At 59.7% G+C, this 20750-nt stretch carries 21 protein-coding genes; 11 read left to right on the top strand and 10 right to left on the bottom strand.

Features of this window, described 5'->3' with window-relative positions; genetic code table 11:
• Positions 1 to 189 precede the first annotated feature (189 nt).
• Positions 190 to 2484, bottom strand: a complete 2295-nt coding sequence (gene purL / locus D1224_RS13780; RefSeq protein ID WP_119380533.1) for a phosphoribosylformylglycinamidine synthase subunit PurL — start codon at positions 2482 to 2484, stop codon at positions 190 to 192.
• Positions 2481 to 2801, bottom strand: coding sequence for a hypothetical protein (locus tag D1224_RS13775; RefSeq protein ID WP_119380532.1), 321 nt, complete (start codon positions 2799 to 2801; stop codon positions 2481 to 2483). The genes purL and D1224_RS13775 overlap by 4 nt, the downstream gene beginning before the upstream one ends.
• Positions 2802 to 2938: 137 nt before the next feature.
• On the opposite strand from D1224_RS13775, the gene D1224_RS13770 reads away from it, so the two are divergent.
• On the top strand, positions 2939 to 3556 hold the full coding sequence (locus tag D1224_RS13770) for a hypothetical protein (RefSeq protein WP_119380531.1): 618 nt from the start codon (positions 2939 to 2941) through the stop codon (positions 3554 to 3556).
• Positions 3557 to 3636: 80 nt separating this feature from the next.
• Here the strand turns inward: D1224_RS13770 and D1224_RS13765 are convergent, their stop codons facing one another.
• Together D1224_RS13765 and D1224_RS13760 are read right to left on the bottom strand one after the other, a co-directional pair.
• On the bottom strand, positions 3637 to 3981 hold the full coding sequence (locus D1224_RS13765) for a hypothetical protein (RefSeq protein ID WP_119380530.1): 345 nt from the start codon (positions 3979 to 3981) through the stop codon (positions 3637 to 3639).
• Positions 3978 to 4202, bottom strand: a complete 225-nt coding sequence (locus tag D1224_RS13760; RefSeq protein ID WP_119380601.1) for a hypervirulence associated TUDOR domain-containing protein — start codon at positions 4200 to 4202, stop codon at positions 3978 to 3980. The genes D1224_RS13765 and D1224_RS13760 overlap by 4 nt, the downstream gene beginning before the upstream one ends.
• 149 nt (positions 4203 to 4351) lie before the next feature.
• On the opposite strand from D1224_RS13760, the gene D1224_RS13755 reads away from it, so the two are divergent.
• The gene (locus D1224_RS13755; RefSeq protein ID WP_119380529.1) at positions 4352 to 5479 is read left to right on the top strand and encodes an FAD-dependent oxidoreductase; all 1128 of its coding nucleotides are present in this window, start codon (positions 4352 to 4354) and stop codon (positions 5477 to 5479) included.
• Between the two features lie 19 nt (positions 5480 to 5498).
• Here the strand turns inward: D1224_RS13755 and D1224_RS13750 are convergent, their stop codons facing one another.
• Complete coding sequence (locus D1224_RS13750; protein ID WP_119380528.1) at positions 5499 to 6725, bottom strand: DUF3089 domain-containing protein; 1227 nt, start codon at positions 6723 to 6725, stop codon at positions 5499 to 5501.
• 149 nt (positions 6726 to 6874) lie between these two features.
• Between D1224_RS13750 and D1224_RS13745 the strand changes: the two genes are divergently transcribed.
• Complete coding sequence (locus D1224_RS13745; protein WP_147372400.1) at positions 6875 to 7993, top strand: GNAT family protein; 1119 nt, start codon at positions 6875 to 6877, stop codon at positions 7991 to 7993.
• Here the strand turns inward: D1224_RS13745 and D1224_RS13740 are convergent.
• Positions 7975 to 9162: a DUF418 domain-containing protein gene (locus tag D1224_RS13740; protein ID WP_119380526.1), complete on the bottom strand. Its 1188-nt coding sequence runs from the start codon at positions 9160 to 9162 to the stop codon at positions 7975 to 7977. The genes D1224_RS13745 and D1224_RS13740 overlap by 19 nt on opposite strands.
• Before the next feature lie 56 nt (positions 9163 to 9218).
• The gene (gene purQ, locus D1224_RS13735; protein ID WP_119380525.1) at positions 9219 to 9881 is read right to left on the bottom strand and encodes a phosphoribosylformylglycinamidine synthase subunit PurQ; all 663 of its coding nucleotides are present in this window, start codon (positions 9879 to 9881) and stop codon (positions 9219 to 9221) included.
• Positions 9882 to 10005: 124 nt separating this feature from the next.
• On the opposite strand from purQ, the gene D1224_RS13730 reads away from it, so the two are divergent.
• The 3 genes from D1224_RS13730 (at position 10006) to D1224_RS13720 (ending at position 11846) form a co-directional block, all read left to right on the top strand.
• On the top strand, positions 10006 to 10152 hold the full coding sequence (locus D1224_RS13730) for an entericidin A/B family lipoprotein (protein WP_119380524.1): 147 nt from the start codon (positions 10006 to 10008) through the stop codon (positions 10150 to 10152).
• 87 nt (positions 10153 to 10239) lie between these two features.
• On the top strand, positions 10240 to 11190 hold the full coding sequence (gene trhO / locus D1224_RS13725; RefSeq protein ID WP_119380523.1) for an oxygen-dependent tRNA uridine(34) hydroxylase TrhO: 951 nt from the start codon (positions 10240 to 10242) through the stop codon (positions 11188 to 11190).
• Complete coding sequence (locus D1224_RS13720; RefSeq protein WP_119380522.1) at positions 11187 to 11846, top strand: glutathione S-transferase; 660 nt, start codon at positions 11187 to 11189, stop codon at positions 11844 to 11846. Before trhO ends, D1224_RS13720 begins: the two co-directional genes overlap by 4 nt.
• 127 nt (positions 11847 to 11973) lie before the next feature.
• On the opposite strand, the gene alaS is transcribed toward D1224_RS13720, so the two are convergent.
• Positions 11974 to 14625, bottom strand: a complete 2652-nt coding sequence (gene alaS / locus D1224_RS13715; RefSeq protein WP_119380521.1) for an alanine--tRNA ligase — start codon at positions 14623 to 14625, stop codon at positions 11974 to 11976.
• Positions 14626 to 14788: 163 nt separating this feature from the next.
• Complete coding sequence (recA, locus tag D1224_RS13710) at positions 14789 to 15895, bottom strand: recombinase RecA (RefSeq protein ID WP_119380520.1); 1107 nt, start codon at positions 15893 to 15895, stop codon at positions 14789 to 14791.
• Positions 15896 to 16077: 182 nt separating this feature from the next.
• Between recA and D1224_RS13705 the strand changes: the two genes are divergently transcribed.
• From D1224_RS13705 to D1224_RS13685, 5 genes are all read left to right on the top strand, one after another.
• Positions 16078 to 16893, top strand: coding sequence for a hypothetical protein (locus D1224_RS13705; RefSeq protein WP_119380519.1), 816 nt, complete (start codon positions 16078 to 16080; stop codon positions 16891 to 16893).
• A gap of 70 nt (positions 16894 to 16963) precedes the next feature.
• Positions 16964 to 17182 carry a DUF2093 domain-containing protein gene (locus D1224_RS13700; protein WP_119380518.1) on the top strand — a complete coding sequence of 73 codons (219 nt, stop codon included), beginning with the start codon at positions 16964 to 16966 and terminating at the stop codon, positions 17180 to 17182.
• Positions 17179 to 18066 carry a M23 family metallopeptidase gene (locus D1224_RS13695; protein ID WP_119380517.1) on the top strand — a complete coding sequence of 296 codons (888 nt, stop codon included), beginning with the start codon at positions 17179 to 17181 and terminating at the stop codon, positions 18064 to 18066. Before D1224_RS13700 ends, D1224_RS13695 begins: the two co-directional genes overlap by 4 nt.
• A 10-nt stretch (positions 18067 to 18076) precedes the next feature.
• Positions 18077 to 18937: an SDR family oxidoreductase gene (locus tag D1224_RS13690; RefSeq protein WP_182482306.1), complete on the top strand. Its 861-nt coding sequence runs from the start codon at positions 18077 to 18079 to the stop codon at positions 18935 to 18937.
• Positions 18938 to 19018: 81 nt separating this feature from the next.
• Entirely contained in the window at positions 19019 to 19237 is a 219-nt protein-coding gene (locus D1224_RS13685; RefSeq protein WP_119380515.1) for a dodecin, read from the top strand.
• Between the two features lie 111 nt (positions 19238 to 19348).
• On the opposite strand, the gene D1224_RS13680 is transcribed toward D1224_RS13685, so the two are convergent.
• The gene (locus tag D1224_RS13680) at positions 19349 to 20728 is read right to left on the bottom strand and encodes an amidase family protein (RefSeq protein WP_119380600.1); all 1380 of its coding nucleotides are present in this window, start codon (positions 20726 to 20728) and stop codon (positions 19349 to 19351) included.
• Positions 20729 to 20750: the final 22 nt, after the last annotated feature.

Here is a 20750-nt window from a genome sequence, read left to right as displayed (position 1 = left end):
GAAATCAGAAGGCCTGAAATATTTGGCGCGCCAGCATCCGCAAGGACACTGGCGCGCGCGCGAGAGAAAGAGGCACGAGGCCACCATCGACGGTTTTCCTCTCGCACACGCATACGTTGCGTAAAGCAAGTTGGATCAAAAAACAGTGAATTTTTATACATCTACGCTCAGCGCGTGCGCTCTAGCGGACTAGTTCTCGCCCTTCATATAGCTCGGCAGCCAGCCTTCATGAGCTTCACGGAGCGTGCTGAATTCGACATCGTGAATTCCGTATTCATCGAATACGAAGCTGATGGTCTCGCTTTCCTCACGAAATCCGGAACTACTTTCCAAATTAACATGGGCTACACCAGCCGCGCCTGCCAAGCGGGTTATAAGACCTGCTTTGTCTTTAGGAAGTGCAACCAAATAGCGCCCAGTATCTTCGGAAAACATGACACTCAGCGGGCTGACTTGATCTGAAGGGGACCAAGCAAAAACGGTGTATGGATCTAAATACAAACCCATTCCACTGGCCATAGCCATCTCTGCAACAGCACACGCTAGACCCCCGTCGCTGACGTCGTGCACTGCGTTGACCAGCCCCCCTTCAATCAACTTGCGCACGAAAGCCGCGTTCTTCATCTCAATTTCAAGATCAACTGGCGGCGGCGGGCCGAGCTCCTCGCCTTTGAGGCCCAGCCACTCACGCGCATAGAGCGACGCGCCGAGATGCCCCTTCGTCTCGCCGATGAGGACGAGCACGTCACCCGGCTGCGCGCCTTTCAGCGTTGCGACCTTGGAAACATCCTCGATCAGGCCGACACCGCCGACCACAGGCGTCGGCGGGATCGCCTTGCCGTCGGTCTCATTGTAGAGGCTGACATTTCCGGAGACGACCGGGAAGTCGAGCACGCGGCAGGCCTCGGCCATGCCTTCGATCGACTTCACGATATAGCCCATCGTGGCGGGCTTTTCCGGATTGCCAAAATTGAGATTGTCGGTGATCGCGATCGGTGTCGCTCCAACGCTGGACAGGTTGCGATAGGCCTCGGCCACCACCGCCTTGCCACCCTCGAACGGGTCAGCGGCGACATAGTGCGGGTTGCAGTCCGAACAGATGGCCAACGCCTTGTTCGTGCCGTGAATGCGCACAATGGCGGCGTCGCCCATGGACTGCGAGCTGTCGACGGTATCGCCCATCACGTGGCGGTCATACTGCTCCCAGATCCAGCGTTTCGACGCCATGTCTGGCGAGGACATGAGCTTCAGCAGCACTTCGCCGTAATCCTCAGGCTCCGGATACTTCGAGATATCGAGCGGCGCGCGCGCCTTTGGCTCTACCCATGGGCGGTCATAGTTCGGCGCATCTTCTGCCAGCGGCGCGACAGGGATATCGCAGACCACTTCGCCAAATTGCTTCAGCACCATGTGACCGGTATCGGTCGTCATGCCGATGACTTCGGCGTCTAGGTCGTATTTCTCGAAGATCGCCTTGGCGAGATCTTCCTTGCCCGGCTTCAGCACCATGAGCATCCGCTCCTGGCTTTCCGACAGCATGATCTCATAGGCGGTCATACCGGTTTCACGCTGAGGCACCTTGTCGAGGTCCATCTCGATACCGATGCCGCCCTTGTCAGCCATCTCGACCGACGAGGAGGTCAGACCTGCCGCGCCCATATCCTGAATGGCCTGAATGGCATCGGTTGCCATCAGCTCAAGGCAGGCCTCGATCAGCAGCTTCTCGGTGAAGGGGTCACCCACCTGCACGGTCGGGCGCTTCTCTTCATCGCCTTCAGAAAATTCGGCCGAGGCCATGGTCGCGCCATGTATGCCGTCGCGGCCCGTCTTGGAGCCGACATAGAAGATCTGGTTTCCGGGCGTTGCACCGCGCGCATAGAAAATCTTGTCCTGATCCGCGAGGCCAACGGCCATCGCATTGACGAGGATGTTGCCATTATAGCCTTCATCGAACTGCGTCTCGCCCGCAACCGTCGGCACGCCAACGCAATTGCCGTAACCACCGATCCCAGCGACCACGCCAGCCACGAGTGAGCGCGTCTTCGGATGGCTCGGGTCGCCAAAGCGCAGCGCATTGACCAGCGCAATCGGCCGCGCCCCCATGGTGAACACGTCGCGCAGGATGCCGCCAACGCCGGTCGCCGCGCCTTGATAGGGCTCGATGTAGGACGGGTGGTTATGCGACTCCATCTTGAAGATCGCCGCCTGACCGTCGCCAATATCGATGACGCCCGCATTCTCGCCCGGCCCCTGGATGACCCGGTCATTCTTGGTCGGGAATTTCGACAGGTGGCGGCGCGAAGACTTGTAGGAGCAGTGCTCCGACCACATCACCGAATAGATGCCAAGCTCGACAAGGTTCGGACTACGACCCAGCCTCGTGAAAAGCCGGTCCCACTCCTCCGCATTGATGCCGTGGCCGGCAGCGTCGGTTTCGGACTGCTCAGCTTTGAGATGCTCGAGAATGGCAGATGTATCGGTCATTTCGCCTCAATGAGTCTTTCGTATTCAACCCGAATGGCCGGGTTTATTTCAACGGGGCCGCCGCCTGCCCAATGGCGATCTGCCCGGTTTTTCTTGACGCCGGAAACCCAGAATTCCTCTCGGGTCTCAACGTCCCTGTAATTGCCACGTATGCCACTACCGCCAATGTTCAGAAGTTCTCGCCCCTGAAAATAGGCAGAGCGGCCCGACTTTGAGAAACGGACACGGTCGATCCATGCCGGACCATTATCGGCGAAGCCCGACTTCAGCTCGACATGCATGATGCGCTCGCGCAGATTAGGGCGCCGTTCAGTCATGCCCGCTCCTTACCCTCGCCAGCCACGAGTCGCCAGAAACATTGTCGGTTCAGCCAATCATTTTTGAATCTTGAGCAACTCTGACCGAAGTGCCCGCGTTATGGCATCCGAATGTCTGAATCGAAAGGATACCTTCCATGAGACTGATCCTGTTAGCACTCCTGCCCGCTGCGCTCGCCGCATGTGGCAATGAAGGCGGCTATGACAGCCCCGACGGCACAATGCCGACGCCCGGCCCTTCTATGGAAGAAGCCGCGTCTGAAGCGCAATCAAATGCTGGCGTCTCCAGTGAAATGCCGACACCGATGGAAGGTAGCTGGGCCGCATCGACCGATCGCGGCGATCCGGCCGTCAGCTTCACGTCTGGTGATGAAACGCTACTGACGCTGATCTGCCGTGCCGAACAGGTCGAAGGCGAAGGCAAAATGCTCGTCGTTCAGCGCGCGATCAGCGAGGGCGAAGGCGGCGAGTCCATCGACTTCCTCACCTCCGCTGGCAATGTCAGTATCGATGCTGTCGCTCTGGAAATGGACACGCCGATGATTGGTGGTTCGGTTGACCCTGCCACCAACGGTGTCGCAACGCTCGTCAATGCGAATGATGCAATCCGCGTACGCTCCGGTCAGGACGAGATCGTCGTTCCTGCTGGTGAGGAGATGCAAAATCTCGTCAGCGATTGCCGTCCGGAACGCCCTGAGGCTGACGAAGAAGAAGCTGAAGGTGAAGTAGACGCGGACATGGAAACGGAAGAATAGTTCGAAGCACCTGATAAAATGAGAAGGCCGGCGTGATCATCGCGTCGGCCTTTTTTGAAAGTGCATTCCGATTGGGCGGGCTATTCGTCCGCCTTCTCCATCTGAGACTTCACACGCTCGCACCAGTCCTTGCCGGCATCACCGCCCCATAGGAGCCAGGCGATATACCCGGCCGACGGGTCGTCATCATTGCCGAAATTGTCAGCCTTCTTATCGACTTCATGGCGCGCGAAGTAGCTGACCATCCGCTCGATTGTGTCGGGTGATACGGACTTGCGGTTCTTTAAGTCTCGCGCGCGTGCGATCCCGACATCGGTGCCGCCCCGCTCAAACTCGTCACGAAGCTTGAGACCTTTCTCAGCCTCATCCGCAACTTTCCTGGGTGGCTGGAAATCAATGTCGTCGTATTTCTTAGGCGTACTCATGATGCCTTGCGAACTTCCGAGTGGCTCTTCAGGACTTCAGAATCCTCATGCTCGATCAGATAGGCTGGTTCATCTTCGCTGGCATCGCGCGTGATTTCTTCGCCTTTGATCTTTACCGTCCGCTTTTGCGTGTAGACTGATTTGATCTTGCCGGACCCGGTGCCATCGCCCCAGTCCCACTCAACCTTGTCGCCTTCATTATATCCGTTTCCCTTGGACATTTGCTGCTCCATTCATTTGCTTTGGTGATTGATGAACAGGGCACGGGCAGTCCGGTTCCGGCCCTGCGCGCGAATGCCTTGCCCTCGCAAGAAGGTGCGGGCAGTGTCCTCTATCGGGGTGGACAGCAGATTGGGATGAGGTGACTTGAATGCGGCGACGCGATTTTGTGAGCGGAGTGGGTCTTGCCACGCTGGGTGCCTGCGCCACACGGCCGGCAGCGGACACAATCACGCCAGCCGTCACCGGCCCTTACAATAACTACGTCCCCGTTCAGTCGAGCCTGTCGCGCGTCACGCGTACCGTTGTTGGCCATCGCCCTTATCGCCCTACAGGTTATCGGCTTGAGGCGGAACGGCTCGGCGACAAAACCGTCATCCACAATTACGGCCATGGCGGCTGCGGCGTAACCATGTCGTGGGGAACCGCATCGGTTGCCGCAGACGAAGCGACAGCCACTGGCGCACGCGATATTGCCATCCTTGGATGCGGCGTTCAGGGCCTGACCGCTGCGCTCATTCTCGCCCGGCGCGGCCATAAGGTAACGATCTACGCCGAACAGTTGCCGCCGCACACCACGTCCAACGTGGCGGGCGTTCTCTGGATGCCAACGGGGTATTTCGACCGCTCGGCCGTCACCCAGGAATGGCTCGCCATGAACCGCAAGCTTGTCCGCCTCGCTTATTATGGTTTCCTGCCTTATGTGAACCGGCCGGGATATGGCGTCTACTGGGCCGACCATCACCAGCTGGGCCGCCGCATTCCCTCGCCGCGCTATGAGCTACCAGGCGGCGACGACATCTATCCGGCTCTTCGCACATCGACCGAAAACACCCTGTTCGGATATGCCTATGAAGAGCGCTTCAAGGCGATGATCATCGACCCGGACTATTATCTCGACGCCATCCTGCAGGACGCGCAGCTGGCCGGTGCGCGCACCGTTCGCGTGCGGCTGGCCTCCATAGACGATGTGATGGAGCTACCAGAACAGACAATCGTGAACTGTACCGGCCTCGGCGCTGCAGGCCTGTTCGGTGACGAGACGCTGGTGCCGGTCAAAGGCCAGCTCAGCCATCTCCTGCCCCAACCGGACGTGACCTATTCCTACGTCGCGCCCACCTCGAACGGCGTCCTCTACATGTTTCCGCGCAAGACCGGCATCGTACTCGGCGGCACGCATGATGAAGGTGATGACACTCTGGAGCCGGACCCGGCGCAGATCACCCGCATGGTCGAAGGCCATGCAGAACTGGCAGCCCGGCTCAGCGCAAACGCCTGAACCGGGCTTCACCCGCGGCTTATTCCTCAGTGCTGGCCGTGGCCCAGGCAGCGGCTTGCGTTTCCACGATGGCAACGAGGTTGCCCATCGCGACATTGATATCGATCGTGTGCAAGCCCCAATCGCGCAGCACATCCGTGCCAACAACGACATCGCCGAGGATATCATCGGCCCGCGGATCGCTGGGGTCCCCGGTAACCTCAACGGCCAGATAGGTATGCCTGTCGGTTTCGACGCATTCCGCGGACAACATGCCGGGCATCGACGCATAGGGTGTTGAAATACGCTGTCCCTCAACAAAACGCGCATTCTCGATACCGAAGAAGCCAGTCCGCGCGAGACGTGCGTCAAGGGAACCGTTATCACCTGACAACTCAGCCGGGTTTACGCAGATGGCCCGCTGCCCATCGGCATTCGTGTCCCCGAAACGGCTATCTTCCGGCGGCGGAAAGTCGGACCGAAAGGTCACATAGGCGATGACACAGCCAATCTGGTCGCCGGTTTGGCAGATCGGAAAGGCGCCTACATTGCCCGTGTCCACATCGGCATACATCGTATAGCCAATCGGCATGGCTGAGACGATCAGGTCCTCACTGTCAGACCCGCTAATTGTCTCGCGCATAAGCCGCTCGACCATACGTGCCCCCTGGGAATGTCCCAGCAGGAAAACGCCGCGCCCAGCATTCTCCGTTTCGAGATAGGCATTCCAGGCGTCGACAACGTCATTGAAGCCGAGCTCCGCGTCAGCCGTGAACTCAGCGCCGCCCATCAGACTCTGCAAATGGGTCAGCGTGATCTGACGGTAAACCGGCGCGAAGAGACGGCAGGTCTCGCCAAACGCTCCAAGCTGCAAGGCCGCGACACGCGCTTCTTCGGGGCCCGCGTTCAGATCGCTGTTCGGCGTCGAGTCGAAAGAGATCGTCGGGTAGACGTAAAAGCAATCGACAGGCGGCGCGTCAGCAGCCTGAAAACTCACTTCTTCCAGCGTGCCGTCAGCGTTCACCACCGTATGATCGAGATTAGCTGAACATGCATCGTCTCCCATACCGGGATGGCATAGCCAGTTCGCCATATCAGCATAATCGGCCTCGCCCGCCTCGGTAGCCCCCTCGAACGCATCGACTTCATTCCCGCTCGTCTCGGTTACAACACCGTCCGATTGTTCCCGCGATGTACTTTCCTCTGCGCCCCCACAGGCCGCCAGAGCGAGCCCCAACAGCGCAACGATACTCGTCTGCATTCTCATCGAACAGCTCTCCCTCTTGCCGGTTTTTCTTTTGAGTAACCCTGACCGGACATTTCGAACAGTTCAAATCAGGCAAATTCTTTCTCAAACTATCTCGAATAGGTGTGGGCACCCTGCAGACGTCGCAGGAAGAGACCCGAGGCCATCCCTTGATAAAGATCAGGACAATCACCCCAGACGACCTGCCAAGCGTCATGGAGCTCGTCGAGAAGGTTGATTTCCCATGGCGCAGCCAGGCGGGCTGGCACTGGGCACTGTTCGAAAACCCGCAGCAGGGCGACATACCGGCCGGCTTCGTAGCTGAGCGCGATGGCCGTGTCGTGGCCATGGTGGGCCTTCAGGCGCGCGACTTCATTCTGGACGGGACGCCCGTCAAGGCCGCCACAGGCCACACATTCATCGCCGGACAAGAAGGCCGTGGCAGCGGCCCCAGACTTGCCCGGCGTGCCTTGACCTATCCCGGGCTCGCGGCCGTCTACTCTCTCAACAACAATGCCAGCTCTGCCGGTCTCTACAAGAAACTGGGAATGAAAGCATGGAGAGGCGAGACTGCCCGAAGCCGCCTTGAATGGCCGGTCAGGCCTCTCTCGATGGGTGTTGGCGTCGCCTTCTCGCGGCTTGCCCGCTCTGATCGCATGTACGATGCACTGTCGGCCCGCGAATGGTTCAAAGTAAGACATACGCCGCTTGCCGATCATGCAAGACAGAACCTGCAAGGCGGTGACTGGCTCGACCCGGCCAACCCTGATCATGCACACGCGGTCGCGGACTTCGACTTCGAGTTGCGCAGTACGCGGCAGGCCGTCCCTGTCCGTAGCGCGCTCTTCTATGCCTATCAGCTGTCTGACCCCGACGCGCCTGGCCGCAGCGTGGTACTCACCACCCGAAACGGATCGAAAATCTCCGGGCTGATGCTGGCTATCCTGAGCAAGCCGAACGCCTATGAGCCTGCCGGTCTCGATATTGTCGATCTGGAGGTCGCCCCCGGCGCGCCGCGCGCAGCTACGATTGGCCGTCTCATGCGCTCCGCCCGCAAGATTGCCCGGGCTAGCGGCGTCGCACGGCTTCGCCTTATCTTCTCAGATCGTTTTGCAACGGCCGAACTGAAAGGCAGCGGCCTACGCCTGCACCGCCGCTTTTCCTACGACCCGGCCCACGCCCTGTTCGCCGATGAGAATGGCAAGCTTGCCGAATCCTGGATACCGACGGGCTATGAGGGTGATTTCCACTTTGCCCTGCGCGTGGCGCCTCAACGCGCGCCCAGATAGGTCCAGCCGCGCAAAATCACTTCAAGCGGCCCACGCGAGAAGCGCTTGCGCCACAAGCTCATCAACGAGACGGATCCAAATCCGACAACAAGCGCGATGGCCGTGCACCCCAACGCCCCGACCTGACCGTAAAGACCAAGCCCATAATTGTTGAAGACAAGCGAGAACACGACGCTTTGCAGGATATAGGCTGTCAGCGATGCCGTCCCGCCCCGCGCGAGGAACACCTTGACGCGGCCCTCCGGCACTTCGGCCCACTTCGCGATCAGTCCTAGATAGCCTGCGGTCGAAAACGGGCTGAACAGGGTAATGACCGTCATACCGGCCAGCAGATCTATACTCATCTCGCCGCTGCCGGACGAGGCCATCAACCATCCGCCCCACATGCTTCCGGCGACACCGATGGGCAGGAAATAACGCCTGAACATCTTCCAGACCGGCTTGCGCGGATCGGATATCGCCTCGTAGCGCACAGCAGCCAGGCCAAACACGAAGAAGGCCATGGCGCCGATGCCTTGCATGAAGAGGCCGCCCACCAACACCATCGACCAGTCCGCAAATCGCTGAACCAAGGCGTCAGCAAAGCCTCCCTCGCCGAATGCCTGTCGCGCGGTGTCCGCCGAGGCAGCGTTGAGCTCAAGCTCTGCAGCCATCTGTTCCGGCGCGAAAGTTGCGCCCAGCCAGAAAAGACTGAAAGCCGAAAGCATGACGACGAATTGCAGCGCATAAAGGCCAATTCCCCACTTCACGAGCGTCTTTGCACTGGCCTTTCGGAAAAGGAAAAGGAAGCATCCGAGTATCGCGTAGATGACGAGGATATCGCCCTGGAACGCCAGAGCGACGTGAAGCAGGCCGAGTATCAAAAGCCCGAGAATCCGGCGCCAGTATCGTCCGGCAAAGCCTACACTTCGGCGCTCTGCCGCCATCATCTGATAGGCGAAGCCGACGCCGAACATGAATGAGAAGAGCGTGTACGATTTTAGCAGGAAGAAGGAATTCACCCCAAATGAAGCCCACTGGTCGGCCCCTTGAAGGTTCGCATACCCCGTCGTCATCGGATGGGAAAAAATGGCCACATTGACCAGCGCAATACCGATCAACGCGAAGGCGCGCGCCAGGTCAGGGAATATTTCCCGCCCAGCCGCTTTGGTTTCTTCCAGATAAGTCATGCTTCACCCTCCCCAGAGCGAAGCGAAGTATGCCCTAGCGCTTGAAAAAGGCCAGACTAGATCGCCGAAAGCAGGCTTTCGAACGTTCCGCGGCCATCATCGCCGCCTTCATGCCCGCCAATTGCGCGCTCCGGATGTGGCATCATACCCAGCACGCGGCCGTTCTCCGACACGACGCCAGCTATATCGCGTGCAGATCCGTTCGGGTTTCCGCTATAGCGGAAGACAACGCGCCCCTCACCTTCGAGGCGGTCAAGCGTGTCTTCATCGGCGACATAATTGCCATCATGGTGCGCAACCGGGATCGTAATCTCCTTGCGGTCACCATAGGCGCTCGTGAAGGCAGAATTACTTGACTCAATACGAAGCGCTTGCGGACGACAGACGAAGTCCAGCCCCGAATTGCGCAAAAGCGCGCCCGGCAGAAGCTGGGTTTCAGTGAGCACCTGGAAGCCATTACAGACGCCAAGCACATAGCCGCCCCGGTCTGCGTGACGCCGCAGGCCTTCGATGACCGGAGAGTTCGCCGCCATGGCGCCGCAGCGCAGATAATCGCCATAGGAAAACCCGCCCGGCACGACCACCAGGTCGACATCTTCAGGCAGCTCTCCATCCTTATGCCACACCATCGCTGGCGGCGTGCCCATGATCTCAGTCAGGGCCGTCTGGGCGTCGCGGTCACAATTCGATCCGGGAAAGACAATCACAGCGCTTTTCATGGCGCCCCTTTAGCAGGATTGCGACGTTGTTGGGAACCAAAGATGTCGGTGCGACTTAATTAGCCAGTCTGGTCGGGAGGTCCGGCCCGGCTGTTAGCGGATTATCCGAAAAAGGAAATCGAACATGAAAAAGATCGCACTTTCTCTCGCTGCCCTGATGACGCTGGGCACCCTGGCTGCCTGCAATACGGTTGAAGGCGTTGGCGAAGACGTCGAAGCAACCGGCGAAGCTGTAAGCGGCGCTGCACAGGGCGCTGAAAGCGAAACCTGATCGATCTGGTTCAGAGCGCGTCTGCAGCACGACTGCTGACGCGCCTGTCTGGAAGCTCATGGCCGGCTCTGGCATAAGGGGCAGGTCATGAGCTTTCGCGTATCTGCCTTCTACAAATTCGTCCCCTTCGCCAATCCCGAAACGATTCGAGCCGACGTCGCGGCGCGGTTCGAGGCGCTCGGCATTCGCGGCACCGTCCTTGTCGCAGGTGAAGGCCTGAATGGTACGATTGCCGCTGAAGGCGGCGCCCTGGACGAAGCAATGGCCTTCCTGCGCGCACTTCCGGGTTGCGGCGATCTTGAGCACAAGGAAAGCCACGCCGACTCTATGCCCTTCTGGCGGCTGAAAGTTCGCCTGAAGCGGGAAATCGTTACCATGGGCGTGCCCGGCACAGACCCGAACGATCTTGTGGGTACCTATGTGGCCCCGGAAGACTGGAACGATTTGATCAACGATCCAGACACTGTGCTGATCGATACGCGCAACGACTACGAATACGGCATCGGCACATTCGAAGGCGCCATTGATCCGAACACCGCCACCTTCCGCGAATTTCCGGACTGGTTTCGTGACTTCCGCCAGAAGCTGGAAGCCGAAGGCCGCAAGCCGAAAGTCGCCATGTTCTGCACAGGCGGCATCCGATGCGAGAAGGCCACTAGCTTCGTAAAGTCTGAAGGTCTCGATGAAGTTTTTCACCTCAAGGGCGGAATTCTGAAATATCTCGAAACCGTACCGCAGGCCGAAAGCAAATGGCAGGGCGACTGCTTTGTCTTCGACCAGCGCGTCTCTGTCGGCCATGGGCTTGAGATCGGAAACTATGCGCTTTGCCATGGCTGCAAACGCCCGGTCAGCGAAGATGAGCGACGTGATGCCCGCTTCGAAGAGGGCATCTGCTGCCCGGCCTGCCACGACACGGTCACCGATGAGCAGCGCGCCCGTTTTGCTGAACGCCAGAGACAGGTCGAACTGGCGAAAAAGCGCGGCGAAGCACATATCGGGCGCAAGGAACCAAACCTGAACAAAACCGAAGCGTCATGACGCTGCCGGTCCTCTATTCGTTTCGCCGCTGCCCTTATGCGATGCGGGCCCGGCTCGCGATTCAGTCCGCTGGTCTTCAATGCCGCTTGCGTGAGGTCGTCCTGCGCGACAAGCCGCAGCAAATGCTTGATGCCTCCCCGAAAGGAACGGTGCCCGTGCTGGTTCTGGAAGACAGCAGCGTCGTCGATGAAAGTCTTGACGTCATGCTTTATGCGCTGGGGCAAAACGATCCGGAAAGCTGGCTCGCGCCGGAAGAAGGCAGCCGGAACGAAATGCTGGACCTGATCGCGGCTTGCGACGGTCCGTTCAAGCATCATCTGGATCGCTACAAATACGCCAATCGCTATGAAGATGAAGGCGCTGTCTCAGAAGATCACCGCAAGGCCGGCTCAGCCTTTCTGGAAACGTTGAACTCCCGGCTGTCTTCGCGGGCGCAGCTGTTTGGCGAACGCGTATCGCTCGCCGACATGGCCGTGATGCCGTTCATCCGCCAGTTCGCCAATACGGACCGGGTCTGGTTCGACGCAGCGCCCTACCCAGCCTTGAAAGCCTGGCTCGCCGCGCACCTGAAGAGCGAACGCTTCAAATCAATCATGCCGAAATTCGACCAGTGGAAGACCGGCGACGAAGAACCCGTTTTTCCTTCAGCCACATAAACCAAACAGCCCGGTTTTCCGCCTTCCCAGCGAAAGCTGGGACCCATGGCGGTTGAGAGCGAACCTCCCAGCCGCCATAGACCCCACCTTTCGGTGGGGAGACGGCAAATAGATTGCAAGTGTAGAACTAGCCCGCTAGCGACTTACGCACAGCGTCCAGAGCGGCTTCCGCCTTGTCGCCATCCGGACCGCCAGCTTGCGCCATGTCTGCGCGTCCGCCGCCGCCCTTGCCGCCAACTTCAGCCGCCGCAACGCGGACCAGATCGACTGCAGAGACCTTGTCGACCAAGTCACCGGTTACGCCGACAGCAACTGCCGCTTTGCCTTCATTCACGCCGATAAAGACAGCGACACCAGAGCCGAGCTGGCTCTTGGCTTCATCGACAAGACCGCGAAGATCCTTGCCGCCGACGCCTTCAGCAACGCGCGCAATCAGCTTGAAACCACCAATTTCTTCTGGTCCTGACGGCGCGGCACCGCCGCCTCCGCCCATGGCGAGCTTCCGTTTCGTCTCTGCAAGCTCACGCTCAAGATTGCGGCGCTCTTCCATCAGGCTGCCGACCTTACGGCTGACATCCTTGAGCGGCACTTTGAGCGTATCGGAGAGATCGAGCGCCACCTGCGCGCGGCCCTTCAGGAACGCCAATGCTTCTGCGCCCGTAGCCGCTTCGATACGGCGCACACCGGCAGAAACACCGCCCTCGGACGTGATGACGAAAGCTGCGATGTCGCCTGTACGCGCCACGTGGGTGCCACCGCAAAGTTCAACTGAATATGGCCGCTTTTCGTCGGTGAGGGGCTGGCCCATCGATAGTACGCGCACTTCGTCGCCATACTTTTCACCAAACAGCGCAAGGGCGCCGGCCTCGATGGCCTTGTCGGGCGCCATGGTCTGAATGCGGGCCTCATCATTCTGGCGAATAACAGCGTTGACCTCATCCTCGATTGCTTCGATTTCGGCGGCGCTCAGTGCCCCGCCATGCGAAAAGTCAAAGCGCAGCCGGTCTTCCTCGACGAGGGAGCCCTTCTGTGTGACATGCGGGCCCAGCACGTTGCGAAGCGCCGAATGAAGAAGGTGTGTGGCTGAATGATTCGCGCGGATACGCTGGCGGCGCGCCGCATTGGCAACCAGCTCAGCCCTGTCGCCGATCTTCACTGATCCGCCGGTCAGCTCACCGACATGAACGTGCAGGTCGCCTGCCCGCTTTTGCACGTCGCGCACGATGAAGCGCGCGCCGGATGCAAAATGGATCTCGCCATGATCGCCGGCCTGCCCGCCGCTTTCCGCGTAGAAAGGCGTGCGATCGAAAACGAGTTCGCAGTCACCGGGGGCCACCTCTTCGCGCATTTCACCGCCAGCAATGATAGCTTTCAGGCTGCCTTCGTCCTTGGTCCCGGCATAGCCAAGGAAACTTGTTGCCCCAATCTTGTCGCGCACGCGGAACCAGACGGCTTGCGACGCCATATCGCCCGAGCCTGACCAGGCTTCGCGGGCTGCCTTCTTCTGCTCGGCCATGGCAGAATCGAAGCCCGCCTGATCGACACTCATGCCGCGGCCCCGAAGGATATCCGCGGTGAGGTCGATCGGGAAGCCGTAGGTGTCGTAAAGGCGAAATGCGGTTTCGCCCGAAAGCACAGCGCCTTCGTCGAGACCGTCGGTTGCATCGTCGAGCAGAGCCAGGCCGCGACCCAGTGTTCGCTGGAAACGGGCTTCTTCTTGCTCAAGCGCCGCTTCGATGGCGGGTTGTGCGCGGCCAAGCTCTGGATAGGCGTCACCCATCTCGGACGTCAGGGCGCCGACAAGTCTGTGCATCATTGGCTCGCGCGCACCGAGAAGATGCCCGTGGCGCATCGCGCGGCGCATGATCCGGCGAAGCACATAGCCCCGCCCTTCATTCGACGGCGTTACGCCATCGGCGATGAGAAAGGCGGATGTACGAAGGTGGTCTGCAATAACGCGGAACGAGGCGAGCGCATCGCCGGTGGCCTTGGCATTATAAACGTCTTCCTCGGCCCCGATGAGGGCGCGGAAAAGGTCGATCTCGTAATTGTTGTGAACGCCTTGCAGAACGGCGGCCATACGCTCAAGGCCCATGCCGGTGTCGATCGATGGTTTTGGCAGGTCTATCCGGGCGCCATTGGCCTGCTGTTCATACTGCATGAAGACCAGGTTCCAGATCTCGATGAACCGGTCGCCGTCTTCGTCGGGGGAACCCGGAGGGCCGCCTGGTATCTTGTCGCCATGATCAAAGAAGATTTCCGAACACGGACCGCACGGGCCGGTGTCGCCCATCGACCAGAAATTGTCTGACGTCGAGATCGGGATGATCCGGTCATCGGACAGGCCAGCAACCTTCTTCCATATCTGTGCGGCTTCCTTGTCCTCGGAGTACACCGTGACGAGCAGCCGGTCTTTGGAAAGGCCGAGTTCCTTGGTCACCAGCTCCCACGCGAATGCGATGGCATCGTCTTTGAAATAGTCGCCGAACGAGAAGTTGCCGAGCATCTCAAAGAAGGTGTGGTGGCGGGCGGTATAGCCGACATTGTCAAGATCGTTGTGCTTGCCGCCCGCGCGGACGCATTTCTGCGATGTCGCGGCGCGCGGTGCAAACGGTGTCTCTGCGCCGGTGAAGATGTTCTTGAATGGCACCATGCCGGCATTCACGAACAAAAGGGTCGGATCATTGTCCGGCACCAGTGGCGCGGATGGCTTGCGGGTGTGACCCTGCCGCTCGAAATAGGAGAGGAATGATTCTCGAAGCTCGTTGACGCTCGTCATCTTGTCGTCTGGCCCGTCCTTGCCGCTTGCCCAAATTCAAGCGCCCGGCCGAATGTCAGCCGGGCGCTTTCTGGTTTTGATATAAAGGCTTGAACGGGGCCCGCCAAGAAGCAGCCACGCCGCAGTCTCAGTTCACTGCAGCGCGCCTTCCGAATTGGACACCCTAGCCGGCCTTCGCTTCGTCGCCGTCCTCTGTTTTCTTCTTGGCTTCCGCCTCTTCTTCAGCCGACAGCATGACGTCCGAAAGCAGACCCGACTGGCGACGAATTTCGTGCTCGATCTCGTCAGCAATATCGGGATTGTCCTTCAGGAACTGGCGCGTTTTCTCACGACCCTGTCCGATACGGTCTTCCTTGTAGGAGTACCAGGAACCCGCCTTCTCAACGACTTCGCATTTGACGCCAAGGTCAATGAGCTCCCCGGTCTTGGAGATGCCTTCGCCATAAAGGATATCGAACTCGACCTGCCGGAAGGGCGGTGCCACCTTGTTCTTCACCACCTTGACGCGGGTCTGGTTGCCGATCGTTTCCTCGCGGTCCTTGATCGCTCCGATGCGGCGGATGTCGAGACGCACAGAGGCGTAGAATTTGAGAGCGTTGCCACCGCTGGTCGTTTCAGGGCTGCCAAACATCACACCGATCTTCATACGGATCTGGTTGATGAAGATGACCATGCACTTCGACTTGGAGATCGAGGCGGTCAACTTGCGCAGCGCCTGGCTCATCAGGCGGGCCTGAAGACCTGGCAGCGAATCGCCCATCTCGCCCTCGATCTCGGCACGCGGCGTCAGGGCCGCCACAGAGTCGATGACCAGAAGGTCGACAGCGCCCGAACGCACCAGCGTGTCGGCAATCTCAAGCGCCTGCTCACCGGTGTCCGGCTGGGAGACCAGCAGGTCATCGAGATCAACGCCCAGCTTGGCCGCATAGCTCGGGTCCAGGGCGTGTTCTGCGTCAACGAAGGCGCAGACACCGCCATCCTTCTGGGCCTCAGCAATCGCGTGCAGCGAGAGCGTCGTCTTGCCGGAGCTTTCAGGGCCGTAGATTTCAATGATACGGCCCTTTGGCAGACCACCAATGCCGAGAGCGATATCGAGGCCGAGCGAACCGGTCGACACCGCTTCGATGTCGAGCGACTTCTGATCGCCCAGCCGCATGACCGAGCCCTTGCCGAAAGAGCGCTCAATATTGGAGAGAGCTGTCTCAAGTGCCTTTTGCTTGTCCACGCCGGATTCCTTGTCCACGAGTTGCAGATTGCCGCGTTTGGCCATGTTCAGTCTCCTCATATATGGCCCGGCTTTGCAAGGCCGGCGTTCCTGTCAGGGCGCAGTCTGTACCACACCTGTTCACGAGAACAAAACAAAAACTTCGGAGCTCATCCAGACGCTTGCCGAAGACGGGGCAACCCGCCTAGTGTCTGGACCTGAACAAGCAGAGCAGCATTGCCACGCATATGATATCGATTCGACATCCTCGTCGCGGGCTTCTCCTCAGCCTCGCCGTGCTTACCACCTCCGGTCTGCCCATGGCGGCACATGCGCAGCAAGACAGGAGCGCCCCGCCGACAACGCTGCCGTTTGAGCCGACAGTTCCGTCCGCGCCGCCCGGCTATAAGCCGCCTGCCCAACCGCGAAATCAACCAAGCCGCGCGCCGCAGACCTCCACACGCGCCGCGCCACAACGGACTGTTCAGGCCGAGCCAGCTCCACCACCAGGCGACCCCCTCTGCTATGAGATCGGTCCTTACATCCGTGAAGGCGTTAGTGCGTCAAGGTTTGCCGGCCTGAGCCAATCGACTGCTGCCGGGTTCGCCATTGGCAGCTTCCCCGTCGGCGATGCTCTCCGGGAAATCGGGGCGGGCGAGTGCGCCGTGGCCATCCCCGGCGCTGCGCCCTTCAGCGCCGCCTCGCCCTATAATCAGGTGACCTGCACGCTCCTCATCGACCAGTCAGATGAAGCGAGCCTTGAAGCGATGCGCCAGCGCCGCGACGACCTCAAAGACAGAATTGCCGCCTGTCCGGCCGTGGCCGAATGGCAGGCAGAGCTTGTCGACACATCGGGGGAGCGCAACGGCGCGCTGACCTCCGACCAGGTGTTCAGCCATCCTGACGTCAGGGTGGAGATGGTCGTCCGCGCGCAGCAGCGAAACAAGCTGGGCCAGTGGCCCGATGACTATATACGCACCCTGTCGCTGATCCTGCGCACGCCTAATCCGGACGCGCCCCCACCGCCTGAAGACGCATCGTCAGACCTGGACGACATGGAGTAGGCTGACTGCGCTTCAAAAAGCTGACGACGCGCCCTTTTCAAGCCTGAGGCTTCATCCCATTATAGCGCCCATGCTGACGCGAAATGGACATTCAGGCGGTGAAGCCAGGCTTCACTATCTCGACGGCGATATCGAAGTTATCGAGCCCGGCGATTACGTAACCTGCGCGGTGACCGGCCGGAAGATACCGATGGCCGCTCTACGCTACTGGAGCGTCGATCATCAGGAAGCCTATATCGATGCGGCTGCTGCAGCCTCCCGCATGGTGAAAGGCGAAGGCGCCAAATGAAGCGGGTAGCCTGCCTTGGACTGATCGTTTCGGCGGGGCTTTTCGCCCTTCCAGCCAGCGCTGACACCGCATCGCTATCGTGCTCAGGTGCTGCCAAACAGGGCGGTCTTCTCGTCTGTACCGGCCCGGCAGACACATCGATCCGCGTTGCAGGCAAAGACGGCACCGGCGCACGCGACGTGCGTACCGATGCTGACGGGATCGTCACTGTCGGCCTCACGCGCCACGAAGCCAGCCCTCTCGTCCTGACGCCCACAACTGGCGAACCGATATCTGTCGAGATTGCTACTCGCAGCGATGATTTCCGTCTCCTGCGTGGTCTCGATTGCGACAAGGTCGATGCCCGAACGCCGCAGCAGCTCGCCGAGGTCGAGGAAAGCTGGCTGAAGAAGAGAGACGCGTTCGAAACCTTTAATGATGGTCCCGGCGCAAGTCTCGGCTTCAGGCGTCCCGCCGAAGGACGCGCCTCTTCGCCGTTCGGCCCCGAACGCAAATATACCGGCACGGGCGCGGATGGTGAAACCTGTGAGAAGGTCTCGGTTCACCAGGGCTATGACATTGCGACCCCGATCGGCACGCCGATCATAGCGCCAGCGCCCGGCACGGTGATCCTTGGCGACCCCGACCTCTATTATGAGGGCGGCGCGGTCTTCCTCAATCACGGACAAGGACTGGTCTCTGTCTTCATGCACATGTCGAAAGTCGACGTGACCGCCGGCGACGAAGTTGAAGCCGGCGAGCAGATCGGTCTTTCCGGCAATACTGGCCGCACAACCGGCCCCCACCTCCACTGGGCAGTAAAATGGAGAAATCAGGCAACCCTGAACCGGGATGAGGATTTCTACATTGACCCGGCGCTTCTACTGGCGCTGGAGCCTCAGTAGGAGAATCCAAATGGCACAGTCGAAGAATGCCGTCGTGACAGGCGGTGCCTCCGGCATGGGACTGGAGATGGCGCGGCACATCGTTCAGCGAGGCGGCAAGGCCGTGATCGTTGACATGGACAGGGATGCCCTGAAGCTCGCCGCAAGCGAACTTGGTGAGAATGCGTTTCCTGTTGAGACTGACGTTTCCGTGGAGTCCGATGTTGAGGCGATGGCCGACGAAGCCTTTGAACAGCTTGGCAGGGTCGATCTGGTCTTTGCGAATGCCGGTTTGCAATTCGACGCACCTCTCCTTGAGGCGACGCCGCAGGAGTTCGACCTGCAATACGGCACCAATGTGAAGGGAAGCTGGATGACGGCCCGGGCCTTCGCCCGGCGCTGGATTGATCGCGGCGAACAGGGCCGGATCTGTTTTACAGGCTCTGAACACAGCCTGGGTTTCCAGCACGATGGCGCGGGTCTCTATACGGGCACCAAGCACGCCATTCTGGGCCTCGCCGATGTCATGCGCCGGGAAATGCCGGAAAGCGTCGCCATTAGCGTCTTTTGTCCGGGCCTCGTTAACACAGGCTTCTATGCCAGCCGGGAAAAGGCCGGGCTGGAAGAGGACGGTGAAGCCCTGCGCACAGGCGAGAAACTTATGGCGAGAGGCATGCCGGCCTCCAAGGCTGCAGGTGCTGCCGTTGAAGGCGCAATCATGGGTGAGTGGCTGATCATGACCCATGCTGTGGCCCGCGAAGGCGCGAAAGAAAGATGGGACGAGATTGAGGATGCGCTCAAGCGTCAGGCTCCCCCCGGCTCTGATGACGCCAACTACAAGGTCACAGAGCTGAAGAAGCAAATCGAATCTGAAGACCCGCCGCCGCGTTAAGGAGAAGTTTTTTTGCGGGCCGGGCGGAACACGAGCCGGGTGGACTAGTTGCTTGGGTCACAGATCGAGAAAGGAATACTTATGTCCACTGACACGTTCGCAATGACCAAAGTCGTCGGCACGTCGAAAACCAGCATCGAGGAAGCGATCAATGGCGCGCTGAAAAGCGCGAGCAAGACGATCCGCAACATGGACTGGTTCCACGTGACCGAGACCCGCGGTTATATCGAAAATGGCCAGGTCGCCTACTATCAGGTCTGCATCGAGATCGGCTTCAAATACGAAGAAAAGCCGTCCTGATAATCATCAAGCTCTGGCCAGACTTTTCCTATGGTTCCTGACATCCTTTACTGGACGGGAAAGTTGGCCAGACCTCGCTGAGGACTACCGGGCTTGACGCTCAAGCGCCAGTTACCGCGAAATGCTGGCCGCAGGGTCTAGCGTCAGGCCCGCTTGCTCAACAAGCTCCGCGAATTTGAGAGTCGTCAGATCTTCGAATTGCCCCCCCAGCGCCTGGAGCCCTGTCGGCAATCCCTCAGCACTTGTCGATAGTGGCATCGCTGTGGACGGCAGGCCGGGATAGGTCGCCAGCCCAGCCCAAAAGACCTGGACGCCGTAATTTACCCTTTCGCCGTTCACAGTGTAGGGCCGGTCATGCCAGTCTGGCTCGTCCATATGAGGAAAGGCTGTAGAACTCGCCGTTGGCGCCAGCACAATATCGAAATCCCGGAAAACTTCATTCCACTGTCGCTGCAGGCGCATCTGCGCGTCGACAAGGTCCATCCAAGCATGAGCATCGATTGGCTCAGCACCGGGTGTACCGCGCGTCGTTATGGCTGTGAGCATCGCAACATAATTGGCCTGAGCGACGGAGAAGTCGGGCAGCCCATCGGCATGCATCGCGATGTCGACGCCTGCGTCGTCGAGTGACTTCACGAACTCATTAATCGCGGTCGCCACATCGTCCGCGACGGGCGGCAGGCCATCGCCCGGTAGAACCAGAACCCTGTACTCTTCCAATTCCCGATGCCGGGGAGGCTTCATGTCGAGCTTCCAGCCGGGCACGGCGCTACCGCTCATCACCGAAAGGGCGGTCGTCAGATCTTTCGCAGACCTGGCGAGAGGACCGACAACCGCGAGAGGGACATCGACCCCGTCCGTTCCCGGGAACCCATGCCCTTGCAAAGGGATCACGCCATAGGTTGGTTTATGGCCGTAGACGCCGCAGAAATTCGCCGGAATTCGAATAGAACCGCCAATGTCGGACCCCAGCTCCAGAGGTACCATTCCAGCCGCCAGGGCCGCACCCGCGCCTCCAGATGACCCACCCGGAGACCGCGCATGGTCATGCGGATTGACGGTCCGGCCGTAGACGGGGTTGACCGTCTGCCAGTCAGCGAGCGCCACGGGAGCATTGGTCTTGCCCAAAATCACCGCACCGGCAGCTTTCAAACGCTCGACAGCAACCGCATCTTGTTCGGGCGTGTAATCAGCAAACTCGGTAAAGCCCCACGTCGTCGGCAATCCGCAGACGTCGTTCGATTCCTTTACCGTCATGGCGACGCCGAGCAGCGGTCGTTCATCTTCTTTGGTCCGCGAGGTGTCTATTGATCTCGCTGAAGCGCGCGCACGTTCGAAATCCCTCACGACCACCGCATTGATCGGGCCATCGCGGCTTTCGATCCGGTCGATGGCTGCGTCGCAAACCTCAAGCGCGGACACTTCCCCGCGTCTAACAAGATCTGCTGTCTGCAGCGCCGTAGCTGTACCGAGTTCGGATATATTGGTCATGCAGGTCCCCCACCTGTCCATT

This window comes from Henriciella barbarensis (genome assembly GCF_003576345.1).
GTDB lineage: Bacteria > Pseudomonadota > Alphaproteobacteria > Caulobacterales > Hyphomonadaceae > Henriciella > Henriciella barbarensis.
The sequence above is the reverse complement of the archived record's forward strand: the minus strand, read 5'-3'. Positions and strand labels throughout refer to the sequence as shown.